The organism is Neorhizobium sp. PAMB6716, from assembly GCF_058242805.1.
This window is the reverse complement of sequence record NZ_JBZAYW010000002.1, coordinates 1,109,694-1,123,504: the sequence shown is the minus strand read 5'-3', so window position 1 is coordinate 1,123,504 and position 13,811 is coordinate 1,109,694. Positions and strand designations below refer to the sequence as shown.

Sequence of the window (13,811 nt, the reverse complement as noted above, 5' to 3'; positions counted from 1 at the left end):
TCATGAGCAATTCGGACAACCCGATCGCCACCGCTGTCGCCAAGGCCGGTGAAAACCGCAAGCTCCGCTCGCGCGCCTGGTTCGACAATCCCGACAATGCCGACATGACGGCGCTGTATCTGGAGCGCTACATGAACTTCGGCCTCAGCCAGGCCGAGCTTCAGTCGGATCGCCCGATCATCGGCATCGCGCAGACGGGCTCTGACCTGTCGCCGTGCAACCGTCACCACCTGGAACTGGCAAACCGCCTGCGCGAAGGCATTCGCGAAGCCGGTGGCATCGCGATCGAGTTTCCGGTGCATCCGATCCAGGAAACCGGCAAGCGCCCGACAGCCGGCCTTGACCGTAACCTTGCCTATCTCGGCCTCGTGGAAGTGCTCTACGGTTATCCGCTCGATGGCGTTGTGCTCACCATCGGCTGCGACAAGACCACGCCGGCCTGTCTTATGGCGGCGGCCACCGTCAATATTCCGGCCATCGCTCTGTCCGTCGGCCCGATGCTGAACGGCTGGTTCCGCGGCGAACGCACCGGTTCGGGCACCATCGTCTGGAAGGCCCGCGAGCTTCTGGCCAAGGGCGAAATCGATTACGCCGGCTTCGTCAAGCTGGTTGCCTCGTCTGCTCCGTCCACCGGTTATTGCAACACGATGGGCACGGCGACCACGATGAACTCGCTTGCCGAAGCACTCGGCATGCAGCTTCCGGGCTCGGCCGCCATTCCCGCACCTTATCGCGACCGCCAGGAAATCTCCTACCTGACCGGCCTTCGCATCGTCGACATGGTTCGCGAAGACCTGAAGCCGTCCGACATCATGACGAAGGAAGCCTTCATCAACGCCATCCGCGTCAACTCGGCCATCGGCGGCTCCACCAATGCACCGATCCATCTGAACGGCCTTGCCCGCCATCTCGGCATCGAACTGACCGTCGATGACTGGCAGACCTATGGCGAAGAAATCCCGCTGCTCGTCAACCTGCAGCCGGCGGGCGAATATCTCGGCGAGGATTATTACCATGCCGGTGGCGTTCCCGCGGTCGTAAACCAGCTGATGACCAAGGGCCTCATCCATGAGGATGCCATGACGGTCAACGGCAAGACCATCGGCGACAACTGCCGCGGCGCCGTCATCGAAGACGAAAAGGTCATCCGTCCATACGACCAGCCGCTGAAGGCGCATGCCGGCTTCCGCGTGCTGCGCGGCAACCTCTTCTCGTCCGCCATCATGAAGACGAGCGTGATCTCCAAGGAGTTCCGCGACCGTTACCTGTCGAACCCGAACGATCTGGAGGCCTTCGAAGGCCGCGCCGTGGTGTTCGACGGTCCGGAAGATTACCATCACCGCATCGACGATCCGTCGCTGGAAATCGACGAGAACACGGTTCTCTTCATGCGCGGCGCAGGCCCCATCGGTTATCCGGGTGCCGCCGAAGTCGTCAACATGCGCGCGCCGAACTACCTGCTCAACCGCGGTATCACCTCGCTTCCCTGCATCGGTGACGGCCGCCAGTCGGGCACATCGGGCAGCCCGTCGATCCTCAACGCGTCGCCGGAAGCGGCCGCCGGCGGTGGCCTTGCCATCCTGAAGACCGGTGACCGTGTGCGCATCGACGTTGGCCAGGGCAAGGCGGACATCCTGATCTCGGCCGAAGAGCTGGCCGCGCGTCACGCCGAACTTCAGGCCGCAGGCGGCTACAAATATCCCAAGCACCAGACACCGTGGCAGGAAATCCAGCGCGGTATCGTCGGTCAGATGGAAACCGGCGCGGTTCTCGAACCCGCCGTCAAGTATCAGCGGATCGCGCAGACGGAAGGTATTCCGCGCGACAACCACTGAGGAAGCGCTGTTCCTCATGCAAGGGGGCCGACATTGTGCGGTCGCATCCCTTGCAGCAGTTCTCTTTGGTGCCAGCGGGCAATCGTGGTCTTAACCCGAGCGCCCCAAGGCACCATCCGGCACCCCGCCGGGCGGGACTGCGGAAAAGCTTTTTGAATAACGAGTGGGCGGCACGCGTCGCCCACGGGGGCTAAGACGGGCTCGAAGGGAGACCCGTCGTTCAGGAGGAGTAACTTATGAAACTGATGAAGTACCTCACCACGGCTGCCATGTTTGCAGCCATGGCCATCGCGGCTCCGGCCGGCGCTGCCGACAAGGGCACCGTTGGCGTGGCCATGCCGACCAAGTCCTCGGCCCGCTGGATCGCCGACGGCGACAACATGGTCAAGGTTCTGAAGGACCGCGGCTACACCGTCGACCTGCAGTACGCAGAAGACGACATTCCGAACCAGCTCTCCCAGATCGAGAACATGATCACCAAGGGTGCCAAGGTTCTGGTGATCGCAGCCATCGACGGCACCACCCTGTCGGACGTTCTGCAGCAGGCTGCAGACCAGAAGATCCAGGTCATCGCCTATGACCGCCTGATCCGCGACACGCCGAATGTCAGCTACTACGCGACCTTCGACAACTTCCAGGTCGGCGTTCTCCAGGCCACCACGCTCGTCAAGGCTCTGAAGGCCGACACCGAGAAGGGTCCGTTCAACATCGAACTGTTCGGCGGTTCGCCGGACGATAACAACGCCTTCTTCTTCTACAACGGTGCCATGAGCGTGCTGCAGCCGCTCATCGACAAGGGCACCCTCGTCGTCGGTTCCGGCCAGGTTGGCATGGACAAGGTTTCCACGCTGCGTTGGGACGGTGCAACCGCCCAGGCTCGTATGGACGCCATCCTGTCTGCCTACTACAACGACAAGAAGCTGAACGCTGTTCTGTCGCCTTATGACGGTATCTCCATCGGCATCCTGTCGTCGCTGAAGGGCGTCGGCTACGGTTCCGGCGGTCAGGCCATGCCGTTCGTTTCGGGTCAGGACGCTGAAGTACCGTCCGTCAAGTCGATCATTGCCGGCGAACAGTATTCGACGATCTTCAAGGATACGCGCGAACTGGCCAAGGTTACCGTCGACATGGTTGACGCCGTCATGACCGGCAAGGAGCCGACCGTCAACGACACCAAGACCTATGACAACGGCAAGAAGGTCGTTCCGTCCTACCTGCTGAAGCCGGTTGCCGTCGACAAGACCAACTGGAAAGAAGTCCTGATCGGTTCCGGTTACTACACCGAAGCCCAGCTCAAGTAAGTCTGAACCGGTGCGGCGGCCACAAGCCGCCGCACTCTTCCGTTCCCCATCGGAGAAGATGGCATGCTCGATCCCGTCCCTGCGGCCGAACGCACCCCGATTCTGGAAATGCGCGGCATCTCCAAGTCCTTCGGTGCGGTCAAGGCGCTGTCAGACGTCAGTTTTACCGTGCGCGAGGGCGAAATCCACGCGCTGGTCGGCGAAAATGGCGCCGGCAAGTCGACCCTCATGAAGGTTCTGTCGGGTGTCTATCCGCACGGATCCTATGAAGGATCCATTCTTTATGATGGCGTGGAACGCAACTTCCGCAACATCAACGATACCGAAGCCCTCGGCATCATCATCATTCACCAGGAACTGGCGCTGATCCCGCTGATGTCGATCGCCGAGAACATCTTTCTCGCCAATGCGCCGTCGCGTTTCGGTGTCATCGACCGCTCCGCCGTGCATGAGCGCACAAAGGCGCTTCTGGCCAAGGTCGGCCTGTCGCGCGAAATGCCCGACCAGCTGATCACCAATCTCGGCGTCGGCAAGCAGCAGCTGGTGGAAATCGCCAAGGCGCTGTCGAAGGACGTGCGCCTGCTCATCCTCGACGAACCAACCGCCTCGCTCAATGAAACCGATAGTGCCGCCCTTCTGGAACTCCTCAAGGAGTTTCGCAACCAGGGTATCACCTCGATCCTCATCAGCCACAAGCTGAACGAAATCTCCGAAGTCGCCGACCGCATCACGGTGCTGCGCGACGGACGCACCGTCGATACGATGGATTGCCACGCCGGCGTCATCGAGGAAGACGAAATCATCCGCAAGATGGTCGATCGCGATCTGGAAAGCCGCTACCCCAAGCGCGAGCCGAAGATCGGCAAGCTCATCTTCGAAGTCGAAAACTGGTGCGTCGATCATCCGCAGCATGCCGGGCGTCGGGTCGTCAAGAACGTCTCCATCTCGGTGCGTGCAGGCGAAGTCGTCGGCATCTCCGGCCTGATGGGCGCCGGTCGCACGGAATTTGCCATGAGCGTCTTCGGCCGCTCCTGGGGCCGCAACATTACCGGCACCGTGCGCATGCATGGCAAGGAAGTGGACGTATCCAACGTCAACCGCGCCATCGATGCGGGCCTTGCCTATGTCACGGAAGACCGCAAGCATCTTGGCCTCATCCTTGGCGAAGACATTCGCAAGAACATCTCGCTTGCCAACCTGCCGGGCGTCTCGCGCCGCAATGTCATCGACGATATTTCCGAGATGAAGGTGGCCCAGGAATTTCGCGCCCGCATGCGTATCCGCAGCCACAATGTCTATCAGGAAACGGGAAAGCTCTCGGGCGGCAACCAGCAGAAGGTTGTCCTGTCGAAATGGCTGTTTACCAATCCGGATCTGCTGATCCTCGACGAGCCGACCCGCGGCATCGATGTCGGCGCCAAGTATGAAATCTATTCCATCATCAACGAACTCGCGGACGCTGGAAAAGCGGTCGTGGTGATCTCCTCTGAAATGCCCGAGCTGATCGGCATCTGCGATCGCATCATGGTCATGCATGAGGGCGAATTTGTCGGCGAAGTCGCCGGCGAAGGCGCCACCCAGGAGAACATCATGCGCGCCATCATGCGCCGCAAGGGGAGAGAAGAATGAGCACGCCCGAGACCACAGTCCCCGTCCGGCAGTCCACCGCCGCCTTCCTGAAAGACAACCTGCGCGACTACGGCATGCTGCTGTCGCTCGTGGTGATCGTCCTGTTCTTCCAGGTCGCCACCGGCGGTATTCTCCTGAAGCCGCTGAACCTCACGAACATCATCCTGCAGAACAGCTATATCGTCATCATGGCGCTCGGCATGCTGATGATCATCGTCACCGGCCATATCGACCTGTCGGTCGGCTCGGTTGCCGGTTTTGTCGGCGCGGTGGCGGCGATGATGATGGTGCAGTACAATTTTGACTTCGTCACGGCGAGCATCATCTGCCTCATCATCGGCGGTGTCATCGGCGCCGTGCAGGGTTATTTCGTCGCCTATTTCAAGATACCGTCCTTCATCGTGACGCTGGCCGGCATGCTTGTCTTCCGCGGCTTCATGATCGCAGTCCTCAGCGGGCGCTCCATCGGCCCGTTCGACCCGACGTTCCAGAAGCTTTCCTCCGGCTTCATTCCGGAGTTCATTGCCTCGGAAGGCGGCCTCTACATCACGTCGTTGTTGCTCGGCCTGGCGGTCGCCCTGCTGCTCGTCTGGCAGAACATCCGCAGCCGCGCCCGTCGCCAGTCGCATGGCGTCGAAAGCGAGCCCTTCGGCTTCTTCGTCGGAAAGAACATTGTCGTTCTCGCAGCCATCGGCTACCTCGCTTACCTGATCGCCTCGCATCGCGGCATGCCCAACGTGCTGATCATCATGGCCATTCTGATTGCCGGTTATGGTTTCTTCACCAACCGCACGATCATCGGTCGCCAGATCTATGCCGTCGGCGGCAACATTCGCGCCGCTGAACTATCCGGCATCAAGACGGCACGGCTGACCTTCTTCACCTTCGTCAACATGGGCGTTCTGGCAGCGCTCGGTGGCCTCGTGGTTGCCGCTCGCTTGAACAGCGCCACCCCGAAGGCCGGTTCCGGCTTCGAGCTTGATGTCATCGCGGCCTGCTTCATCGGCGGCGCCTCGGCCTACGGCGGCGTTGGCAAGGTCACCGGTGCCGTCATCGGCGCCTTCCTGATGGGTGTCATGAACAACGGCATGTCCATTCTCGGCATCGGCATCGATTACCAGCAGGTCATCAAGGGCCTCGTTCTGCTCGGCGCCGTCTGCGTGGACGTCTACAACCAGCGTCGTTGATCCTCCCAAGCATTGCGACCTGCTCGAGCCGCGAATTCCGCCAGGAGTTCGCGGCTTTTTTTTGTTGGAAGGGAGGGCATAGTCGGCGGCGGGATGGCGCAAAGGCACGATGCATGACTTGCCATTTGGCAGATTATGATTACATTTATGCCAGATAGAGGTACATCCATGCAGTTCCAGATCCTCGAACGTCCAACCTCCCAGGAAGAGGCAACCGTCATCACCGATGCGGAGGCTCTTGCACTGGCACGCACCACGGTCAACCTTTTCAAGGCCTGGGGCCTTTCCGATGCGCAGGCCTCGACCCTGCTCGGCGGCTTGTCATCGCGAACCTGGGCGCGCTGGAAAGAGGGCGATATCGGCCGCATGGACCGCGATCTGCGGACGCGCATGGCGCATCTGATGGGTATTCACAAGGGCCTGCGCTATCTGTTCAAGGATCCGGCGCGTGGCTATGCCTGGATCAGGCACAGCAATGATGCCTTCGGGGGGGGCAGCGCGCTCGACCTGATGCTGCGTGGCGAACTGGAAGATCTTGCGGCCCTGCGTGGCTGGCTTGATGCGGAACGCGGCGCATGACGCAGGCAGGTGCCGTTGCGCGCCTGGTCGATTGGCCGCAGACCTTTCGTATCATCCGCTCCATCCATCCGCCCATCGACCTGTTTGAAGATATCGCCGATCCACGCGACTGGGATCTTCTGGCGGCCGTGGAAGCGAGAACAAATCCGCGCATCCGCATGGAAGTCGGCGATCTTGGAAAGGTGCCGGCACACCGCCGGGTTGCAGGGCCGGGGGCAAGCCTGCTGATGGCACCCTTCGTGCATTGCTCACCGCTTCGGCCCGGCCGCTTTACCGATGGCAGCTACGGTATTTATTATGCCGGCAATCGGGAAGAGGTGGCGCTGGCCGAAACCATTCACCACCACGCCCGCTTTATGGCCGCAACACGCGAAGCGCCCGGCTGGACATCTGATTTTCGCGTCCTGACCGGCAGCATTTCCCATGTGCTTGATGATGTGAACGCCGTTCCCGATGTTTTGGACCCCGATGATTACGCCGCATCACAGGTCGAGGGGAGGCTGCGCCGGGCAGCCGGCAGCGATGGCCTGTTATGGCAGAGCATTCGCTGGCCTCAGGGTCAATGCATCGGCCTCTTATGGCCGGATGTCATCCCGATCCCCATGCAAGGTCGCCATTACAGCTATCACTGGAACGGCGACCGGGTGGATTATGTCAGGCAATACGACACGGGAAAGGTTCTGGCGGTCGTCTGATTGGCCGCCGTCCCCCGCTCACCCCATCCGCTCCGAGGCATAACTTCCCGGGCTTGGCGGGAAGACGATTGTGCGGTTGCCGTTGATGAAGGTGCGGTGGTGGATATGGGCGTGGACGGCGCGGGCCAGAACCTGCGCTTCCACGTCGCGGCCCATCGAGACATAATCGTCGGGCGACTGCGCATGTGTCACGCGCACCGTGTCCTGCTCGATGATCGGGCCTTCGTCGAGATCCGCGGTCACGTAATGGGCCGTCGCGCCAATCAGCTTTACGCCGCGCTCATAGGCCTGCTTGTAGGGGTTGGCGCCCTTGAAGCTTGGCAGGAAGGAGTGGTGGATGTTGATGATGCGGCCAGACATTTTTTGGCAAAGCGGGTCCGACAGCACCTGCATGTAGCGCGCAAGCACGATCAGTTCCGTGCCGGTCTGCTCCACCACATCCATCAGCCGGGCTTCCGCCTCTGGTTTGTTTTCCTTCGTCACCTTGATGTGGTGGAAGGGGATGTCGTGGTTGACGATGACCTTCTGGTATTCGAAATGGTTGGAGACGACACCGACGATATCGATCGGCAGCGCGCCGATCTTCCAGCGGTAGAGAAGGTCGTTCAGGCAATGGCCGAAACGCGACACCATCAGCAGCACTTTCATGCGCTCGGCGGCATCGAAAATATCCGCATCCATGGAAAATTTCTGGATGATCGGCGCAAGACCCGACAGGAGCGCCTCGCGGCCTGCCCCTTCTTCCGAGATGAAGGAGATGCGCATGAAAAATTTCTGCGTGTCGAAATCATCGAATTGCGAGGAATCGACGATATTGCAGCCCTTGTCGGCGAGATAACCGGACAGCGCTGCCACGATGCCGCGCGAGGTGGGGCAGGAAACCGTCAGCACATAACTCTTCATCGTCATTGTTCTCCGCTTGGCCCGAAGGGGCCTGGTATGTCCTGTGCGGGCCGGATGCCTTCTCCGCGCCCCATGCAAAATGCCGTGCTGCCGCAATAGCCCAGATGCGCCAGATATCAAGTCTTGATCGCCGGCAAAGCCACCGCTCAACACCTAGCGGATGGTGCAGAGCGATGTGCATCGGTTTGCGATACCGGCATGCGTAAAAGCGAAGGGCAAAACATCCCGGCAAGATCCCGGCGTCAAACCGGCAAGACCTCGCGTGCGGCCTGCCGGATCGTCTGGATGAGGATGGAGAGCGGCAGCGATGGCGGCGCATCGGTGCGCAGTGTCAGGCCGACGGGCCCCTTCGTCTCGCTCGTGTCGATCGGCAGGGCTGCCAGCATTCCAGCCTCGATATCGCCGGCCACCACGCCGCTTGAAATGATCCAGATCGCATCACTCTGACGCACGAAAGCGCGGCCAAAGGCGTCCGACACGGTTTCCACCTGTGTCGGAAGCGCACCGACGCCGTTTGCAATGAGGAACTGCTCGACAAATGGCCGGATGATCGAACCGCGCGTCGGCATCAGCACCGGATAAGCGGCAAGCCCCTGGAAAACAGACCCCTCCGACAACAGCGGATGACCGGCGCGCACAGTAAACAGCACCTGTTCGGAATAGAGATGTTCGAAGGAAAAGCCGGTCATCTTTTCAGGTGCGGCCAGCCGCCCGACGACGAGATCCAGTTCGCCGACGCGCAACTGTTCCAGCAGAACCGCATTTTCACCGGTGACGATCTTGATGCGGCTCAGCGTCCGCTCCTCCAGAAACAGCGCCATGGCGCGCGGCATGATACGTGTGGAGACCGTTGGTAGCGCCCCGATGCGCACCGGCGGCACATTGTCCAGAAGCTCCTGCGACACCGAATCAACGCCCTGGCGAAGCGCCGTCAGGGAGGCTGCCGCATGGCGCAGAAACACCTCTCCGGGCCGGGTGATGCGAATGCCGCGCCCGTCGCGCTCAAACAGCGCAACGCCTAAAACCTCCTCCAGCTCGCGGATGGTTTTCGTCACCGCCGGCTGGCTGATGTTGAGGCTTTCTGCCGCCTTCACCACGCTTTTCTGCCGGGCGACTTCCACGAATGTATGAAGATGGCGATACTTGACGCGAGATCCGATCAATTCATAACTCATCGGTTAGGTTTGGGGGGCTTAAATGTCATTTTACCTAACCATTTTGTGGATGCAATAAAACCTGCGGAGGATGATGCAATGAAATTTCTTCGGATCGGTGACGTGGTGCTGAGCCACGACGTGCATGGCCTTGGCAGCGGCAAGCCGGCGATCGTTTTCATCAATTCATTGGGCACCGACCGTCGCATCTGGGATGCCGTGGTTGACGATCTTGCCGGTGATTTTACCCTTCTCACGTTTGACAAGCGCGGCCATGGGCTTTCCGATCTCGGTCAGCCGCCGTATCGCATCGAGGATTTCTCCGGCGACCTTGCCGGCCTGCTCGATCATTACGGGCTTTCCAACGTCATCGTCTGCGGGCTGTCTGTCGGCGGGCTGATTGCCCTTTCGCTCTATGAGACGCGCCCGGACCTGGTGCGCGCCATCCTGTTTGCCGATACCGCCCACAAGATCGGCACCGCCGAATTCTGGGCGGCCCGCATCGCAGCGGTTCGCGAAAACGGCATCGGCAGCATTCTCGAACCGATCATGACGCGCTGGTTCACAGCACCGTATCGCGTCGCAGACAATGCCGATTACCAGGGTTATTGTACCATGCTGGAGCGCCAGCCGGCGGAAGGTTATGCCGGCACCTGCGCGGCTATCCGCGATGCCGATTTCACCCAGGTTGCCCGCACCATTGCCGTGCCGACACTCTGCGTGGTGGGCGCCGAGGATGGCTCGACGCCGCCGGACCTCGTGCGCTCGCTTGCCGATCTGGTGCCCGGCGCCCGTTTTGAAACCATTCCCGGTGCGGCCCACATTCCCTGCGTGGAGACGCCCGACCTTTTCCTTGCCCTTCTTCGCGGCTTTGTCGCGGATCTTTCCGGAGACTGACTTGATGGCCGACCAGACGCCCCGCACCGACCGTTACCGCCAGGGCATGGCCACGCGCCGCGCCGTGCTGGGCAATGCCCATGTCGACCGGGCAAGCGCCCATGAGACGCCGTTTGACCAGCCGTTTCAGGAAATGATCACCGAAGGTGCCTGGGGCACCGTGTGGTCCAGACCCCATTTTACCAAGCGCGAGCGGTCGATTGTTACCATCGCGCTTCTTGCCGCCCTCGGCCAGGACGAGGAGGTGGCGATGCATATTCGTGCCACGGCGAATACCGGGGCAACCGAGGAGGATATCCGCGAGGCGCTTCTTCATGTTGCCATCTATGCCGGCGTACCGGCAGCCAACCATGCCTTCAAGATCGCAAAATCAGTCTATGCCGAAGGGCAAGCGGTGAACCACGCCGAGGAGGAGACGAAATGAAGAATGCACTGCCTGAAACAGGCGGATTTTTCGCCCGTAACCGCGAAATGCATCCGCCAGCCTATACGCCGGGATACAAGACATCAGTGCTGCGCGCGCCCCAGCGTGCCCTGATCTCTCTGGACGGCACCAAGAGCGAGATCACCGGACCGGTGTTCGGCCACAACATGATCGGTGAGTTCGACAACGATCTCATCGTCAATTACGCAAAGCCCGGCGAGATGGCCATCGGCCAGCGCATCATGGTGCATGGCCGGGTGCTGGACGAGCGGGGCGTGGGTGTTGCCGGCGCGCTGGTGGAATTCTGGCAGGCCAATGCCGGCGGCCGCTATCGCCACAAGAAGGAAACCTATCTGGCAGCGCTTGATCCAAATTTCGGCGGCTTTGGCCGCTGCATCACGGATGAGAACGGTTATTATGCCTTCCGCACCATCAAGCCCGGCGCCTATCCCTGGCCAAACGGCGTCAACGACTGGCGCCCGGCGCATATCCATTTCTCCATCTTTGGCCACGGCTTTGCCCAGCGCCTGATCACCCAGATGTATTTCGAGGGCGATCCGCTGATCTGGATTTGTCCCATCGTCAAAACGATCCCGGACGAGGAAGCCATCAAGCGCCTTGTCGCGCCGCTCGACATGAGCAATACCGTGCCGATGGACATGCGCGCCTACAAGTTCGATATCGTGCTGCGCGGTCGCCGCTCGACCTTCTTTGAAAACCGCAAGGAGGGCAACTGACATGGTTCAGCCCTTGAACTACCTGAAGGAATCGGCCTCACAGACGGCAGGTCCTTACGTGCATATCGGCTGCACGCCAAACTTCACCGGCATTACCGGCGTCTACGACAAGGACCTCGGCTCCGGCCCGATGGCGACGGACAAGACGCGTGGCGAGCGCATCACCATCAAGGGCCGCGTCATCGACGGCTCCGGCACGCCGCTGCGCGATGCAATGGTGGAGATCTGGCAGGCGGATGCCGACGGTTTTTACAACAGCCCGTCGGAAACGCGTGGCAAGGCTGATCCCAACTTCTTCGGCTGGGGCCGCTGCCCGGCCGACATGGTAACCGGCGAATTTTCTTTCGAGACGATCAAGCCGGGCATTGTCCCGTTCAACGACGGCCGGCCGATGGCGCCGCATGTGACCTTGTGGATCGTGGCGCGTGGCATCAATATCGGCCTGCAGACCCGCATGTATTTCTCCGACGAGGAGGAGGCAAATGCCAAGGATCCGGTGCTGACCCGCATCGAACACCGTGTGCGCGTGCCAACCCTTATCGGCCAGCGGGACGGTGATATCGTGACCTTCGACATTCATCTGCAGGGCGAACACGAAACCATCTTCTTCGACATCTGAGGCAGGGTATTTGAGCATTTCCGCATTCGATCATCCCTACCTGTCCGGTCTCCTCGGCGACGAGGAGACCGGCGCATTTTTTTATGCCTCGGCCGATATCGCCGCCATGCTGTCCTTCGAGCGGGCGCTTGCCTTGTCCGAGGGGCAGGCGGGGGTGATCCCGGCCGATGCCGCGGCCCGCATTGCCGAGGTGGCTGGCCGTTTTGAACCTGACATTGCGGCACTGCGCGCCGGAGTCAGCCGCGATGGCGTGGTGGTCGCCGATCTCGTCAAACAGCTTCGTGCAGCGGTTTCCGGTGAAGATGCCGCCTTCGTCCACAAAGGCGCCACCAGCCAGGATGTCATCGACACCAGCCTGATGCTGAGGCTTTCCGGCGTTCTCACGCTGTTTTCCGCCCGGCTGGACACGCTTCTCGCGCGCTTTGCAGCCCTGGACGAAGCCCACGGACAACGTCCGTTGATGGGCCATACCCGTATGCAGGCGGCCATTCCGATCACGGTGTCGGACCGCATCCGCAGCTGGGCCGAGCCGCTGGCGCGCCATTCCGCACGGCTTCAAACGCTGCTTGAGGCCGGCTTGCCGCTGCAGTTCGGCGGGGCTGCGGGAACGCTGGATGCACTGGGGAACAAGGCCGGCGAGGTCCGCTCAAATCTCGCCAGCGAACTTCACCTCACCGATGTTGCCCAATGGCAAAGCCAGCGTGACCGGCTGGTGGAAATCTGCGATCTTTTTACGCTGATATCAGGCAGCCTCGGAAAATTCGGGCAGGACATTGCGCTGCTTGCCGAAATGGGTGGCGAGATCAAGCTTGCCGGCGGTGGCGGTTCGTCGGCCATGGCCCATAAGCAGAACCCTGTCTCGGCCGAAGTGCTGGTGTCTCTTGCCCGGTTCAACGCCGTGCAACTGTCTGGCATGCATCAATCGATGGTGCATGAACAGGAGCGCTCCGGGGCGGCCTGGACGCTCGAATGGATGCTCTTGCCGCAGATGGCAGTTGCATCAGGCGCATCGCTGCGGCTGGGGATTGATCTTGCCGGAAAGATCCTCTCTCTCGGCCGAGATTGAGCATCCGAAACCGAAAATCGCCGCAGGTTCAAATTGTGCCTGCGCGCGAAAGTCTCTAGAGAAAATGTCCTCGCCGGCACCCCGACAAGGGTGCGGCACTGACCAGCCCCAAGGGAGGACATTCATGCTCATCAATATCGACCCGCTTCTGTCGCCGGAACTTCTGCACACGCTGCGGGCCATGGGTCATGGCGATGAAATCGCCGTGGTCGACGCCAATTTTCCGGGCACCAGCACCGCCCAGCATCTCATTCGTCTCGATGGCATTTCGGTCACGCGCGCAACAGAAGCTGTTGTCAGCGTCATGCCGCTCGACGATTTCGTCGATGTCCCCGCCGTGACCATGGAAGTCGTCGGCAGTCCCGACGAGGTGCCGCCGGCGGTTGCCGAACTGCGCGCTGTCGTTGGCGATCGTGGAGCCTGCGGCACGCTGGAACGCTTTGCCTTTTATGACCGCGCCAAAGAATGCTTTGCCATCGTCCAGACCGGCGAAACCCGCCTCTATGGCAATATCATCCTGAAAAAGGGCGTTGTGCGCAGCTGATCTGTTGCAATGGCCTGACGCCATTTCGACCACCAGAAGAATAAGCGCCGGGGGAGAAAAACGACCCCGGCGCTTGCGCTTTTCCACCGGCATCGAGCCTTGGCTTATCCGCCCGTGACGACCGCGCTGCATCAGGCGGAGCGCATTTTCCGGCCCATGACATAAATCAAGGAGAGCTTCCAACGGAGGCGTAACCATCCCTCATCCGATGCGAACAGGCACAACGGTTGATGGAGGTTTC

The 13,811-nt window shown here is 60.9% G+C and carries 14 protein-coding genes; 12 read left to right on the top strand and 2 right to left on the bottom strand.

Features of this window, described 5'->3' with window-relative positions:
- The first annotated feature begins 2 nt into the window (after nt 1–2).
- The 6 genes from AC4CWH_RS23735 to AC4CWH_RS23710 all read left to right on the top strand — a co-directional run bounded on the left by AC4CWH_RS23735 (nt 3) and on the right by AC4CWH_RS23710 (nt 7,226).
- A complete protein-coding gene (locus AC4CWH_RS23735; protein WP_491285939.1) occupies nt 3–1,835 on the top strand; it encodes an IlvD/Edd family dehydratase in 1,833 nt (610 codons plus the stop codon).
- A 236-nt stretch (nt 1,836–2,071) separates the two neighbouring features.
- Nucleotides 2,072–3,136, top strand: coding sequence for a multiple monosaccharide ABC transporter substrate-binding protein (gene chvE / locus AC4CWH_RS23730; RefSeq protein ID WP_491285941.1), 1,065 nt, complete (start codon nt 2,072–2,074; stop codon nt 3,134–3,136).
- 63 nt (nt 3,137–3,199) lie between these two features.
- Nucleotides 3,200–4,765 (top strand): multiple monosaccharide ABC transporter ATP-binding protein, encoded by a 1,566-nt coding sequence (gene mmsA / locus AC4CWH_RS23725; RefSeq protein ID WP_491285942.1) that lies wholly within the window; start codon nt 3,200–3,202, stop codon nt 4,763–4,765.
- Complete coding sequence (gene mmsB / locus AC4CWH_RS23720; RefSeq protein ID WP_491321700.1) at nt 4,762–5,952, top strand: multiple monosaccharide ABC transporter permease; 1,191 nt, start codon at nt 4,762–4,764, stop codon at nt 5,950–5,952. Before mmsA ends, mmsB begins: the two co-directional genes overlap by 4 nt.
- Nucleotides 5,953–6,120: 168 nt before the next feature.
- On the top strand, nt 6,121–6,531 hold the full coding sequence (locus tag AC4CWH_RS23715) for an antitoxin Xre-like helix-turn-helix domain-containing protein (protein ID WP_491321699.1): 411 nt from the start codon (nt 6,121–6,123) through the stop codon (nt 6,529–6,531).
- On the top strand, nt 6,528–7,226 hold the full coding sequence (locus AC4CWH_RS23710) for an RES family NAD+ phosphorylase (RefSeq protein WP_491321698.1): 699 nt from the start codon (nt 6,528–6,530) through the stop codon (nt 7,224–7,226). Before AC4CWH_RS23715 ends, AC4CWH_RS23710 begins: the two co-directional genes overlap by 4 nt.
- 18 nt (nt 7,227–7,244) lie before the next feature.
- Here the strand turns inward: AC4CWH_RS23710 and purU are convergent, their stop codons facing one another.
- Entirely contained in the window at nt 7,245–8,129 is an 885-nt protein-coding gene (gene purU / locus AC4CWH_RS23705; RefSeq protein ID WP_491322322.1) for a formyltetrahydrofolate deformylase, read from the bottom strand.
- A 242-nt stretch (nt 8,130–8,371) separates the two neighbouring features.
- Nucleotides 8,372–9,292, bottom strand: coding sequence for a pca operon transcription factor PcaQ (gene pcaQ, locus AC4CWH_RS23700; RefSeq protein ID WP_491321697.1), 921 nt, complete (start codon nt 9,290–9,292; stop codon nt 8,372–8,374).
- A gap of 90 nt (nt 9,293–9,382) precedes the next feature.
- Between pcaQ and pcaD the strand changes: the two genes are divergently transcribed.
- The 6 genes from pcaD (at nt 9,383) to AC4CWH_RS23670 (ending at nt 13,570) form a co-directional block, all read left to right on the top strand.
- Nucleotides 9,383–10,180, top strand: coding sequence for a 3-oxoadipate enol-lactonase (gene pcaD, locus AC4CWH_RS23695; RefSeq protein WP_491321696.1), 798 nt, complete (start codon nt 9,383–9,385; stop codon nt 10,178–10,180).
- Between the two features lie 4 nt (nt 10,181–10,184).
- Nucleotides 10,185–10,604 carry a 4-carboxymuconolactone decarboxylase gene (gene pcaC, locus AC4CWH_RS23690; protein ID WP_491285956.1) on the top strand — a complete coding sequence of 140 codons (420 nt, stop codon included), beginning with the start codon at nt 10,185–10,187 and terminating at the stop codon, nt 10,602–10,604.
- Nucleotides 10,601–11,341, top strand: a complete 741-nt coding sequence (gene pcaH / locus AC4CWH_RS23685) for a protocatechuate 3,4-dioxygenase subunit beta (RefSeq protein ID WP_491285958.1) — start codon at nt 10,601–10,603, stop codon at nt 11,339–11,341. Before pcaC ends, pcaH begins: the two co-directional genes overlap by 4 nt.
- 1 nt (nt 11,342) lies before the next feature.
- Nucleotides 11,343–11,960: a protocatechuate 3,4-dioxygenase subunit alpha gene (gene pcaG / locus AC4CWH_RS23680; protein WP_491321695.1), complete on the top strand. Its 618-nt coding sequence runs from the start codon at nt 11,343–11,345 to the stop codon at nt 11,958–11,960.
- A 10-nt stretch (nt 11,961–11,970) separates the two neighbouring features.
- Entirely contained in the window at nt 11,971–13,026 is a 1,056-nt protein-coding gene (locus AC4CWH_RS23675) for a 3-carboxy-cis,cis-muconate cycloisomerase (RefSeq protein WP_491321694.1), read from the top strand.
- 124 nt (nt 13,027–13,150) lie between these two features.
- Nucleotides 13,151–13,570 (top strand): RbsD/FucU family protein, encoded by a 420-nt coding sequence (locus AC4CWH_RS23670; RefSeq protein ID WP_491321693.1) that lies wholly within the window; start codon nt 13,151–13,153, stop codon nt 13,568–13,570.
- Nucleotides 13,571–13,811: the final 241 nt, after the last annotated feature.

What these genes read in the sequence shown, in the direction of transcription:
- AC4CWH_RS23735 (WP_491285939.1), top strand. Translation starts at nt 3, where the DNA reads ATGAGCAATTCGGACAACCCGATCGCCACCGCTGTCGCCAAGGCCGGT.
- AC4CWH_RS23710 (WP_491321698.1), top strand. Translation starts at nt 6,528, where the DNA reads ATGACGCAGGCAGGTGCCGTTGCGCGCCTGGTCGATTGGCCGCAGACC.
- chvE (WP_491285941.1), top strand. Translation starts at nt 2,072, where the DNA reads ATGAAACTGATGAAGTACCTCACCACGGCTGCCATGTTTGCAGCCATG.
- purU (WP_491322322.1), bottom strand. Translation starts at nt 8,129, where the DNA reads ATGAAGAGTTATGTGCTGACGGTTTCCTGCCCCACCTCGCGCGGCATC.
- mmsB (WP_491321700.1), top strand. Translation starts at nt 4,762, where the DNA reads ATGAGCACGCCCGAGACCACAGTCCCCGTCCGGCAGTCCACCGCCGCC.
- pcaG (WP_491321695.1), top strand. Translation starts at nt 11,343, where the DNA reads ATGGTTCAGCCCTTGAACTACCTGAAGGAATCGGCCTCACAGACGGCA.
- AC4CWH_RS23715 (WP_491321699.1), top strand. Translation starts at nt 6,121, where the DNA reads ATGCAGTTCCAGATCCTCGAACGTCCAACCTCCCAGGAAGAGGCAACC.
- mmsA (WP_491285942.1), top strand. Translation starts at nt 3,200, where the DNA reads ATGCTCGATCCCGTCCCTGCGGCCGAACGCACCCCGATTCTGGAAATG.
- pcaC (WP_491285956.1), top strand. Translation starts at nt 10,185, where the DNA reads ATGGCCGACCAGACGCCCCGCACCGACCGTTACCGCCAGGGCATGGCC.
- pcaH (WP_491285958.1), top strand. Translation starts at nt 10,601, where the DNA reads ATGAAGAATGCACTGCCTGAAACAGGCGGATTTTTCGCCCGTAACCGC.
- pcaD (WP_491321696.1), top strand. Translation starts at nt 9,383, where the DNA reads ATGAAATTTCTTCGGATCGGTGACGTGGTGCTGAGCCACGACGTGCAT.
- AC4CWH_RS23670 (WP_491321693.1), top strand. Translation starts at nt 13,151, where the DNA reads ATGCTCATCAATATCGACCCGCTTCTGTCGCCGGAACTTCTGCACACG.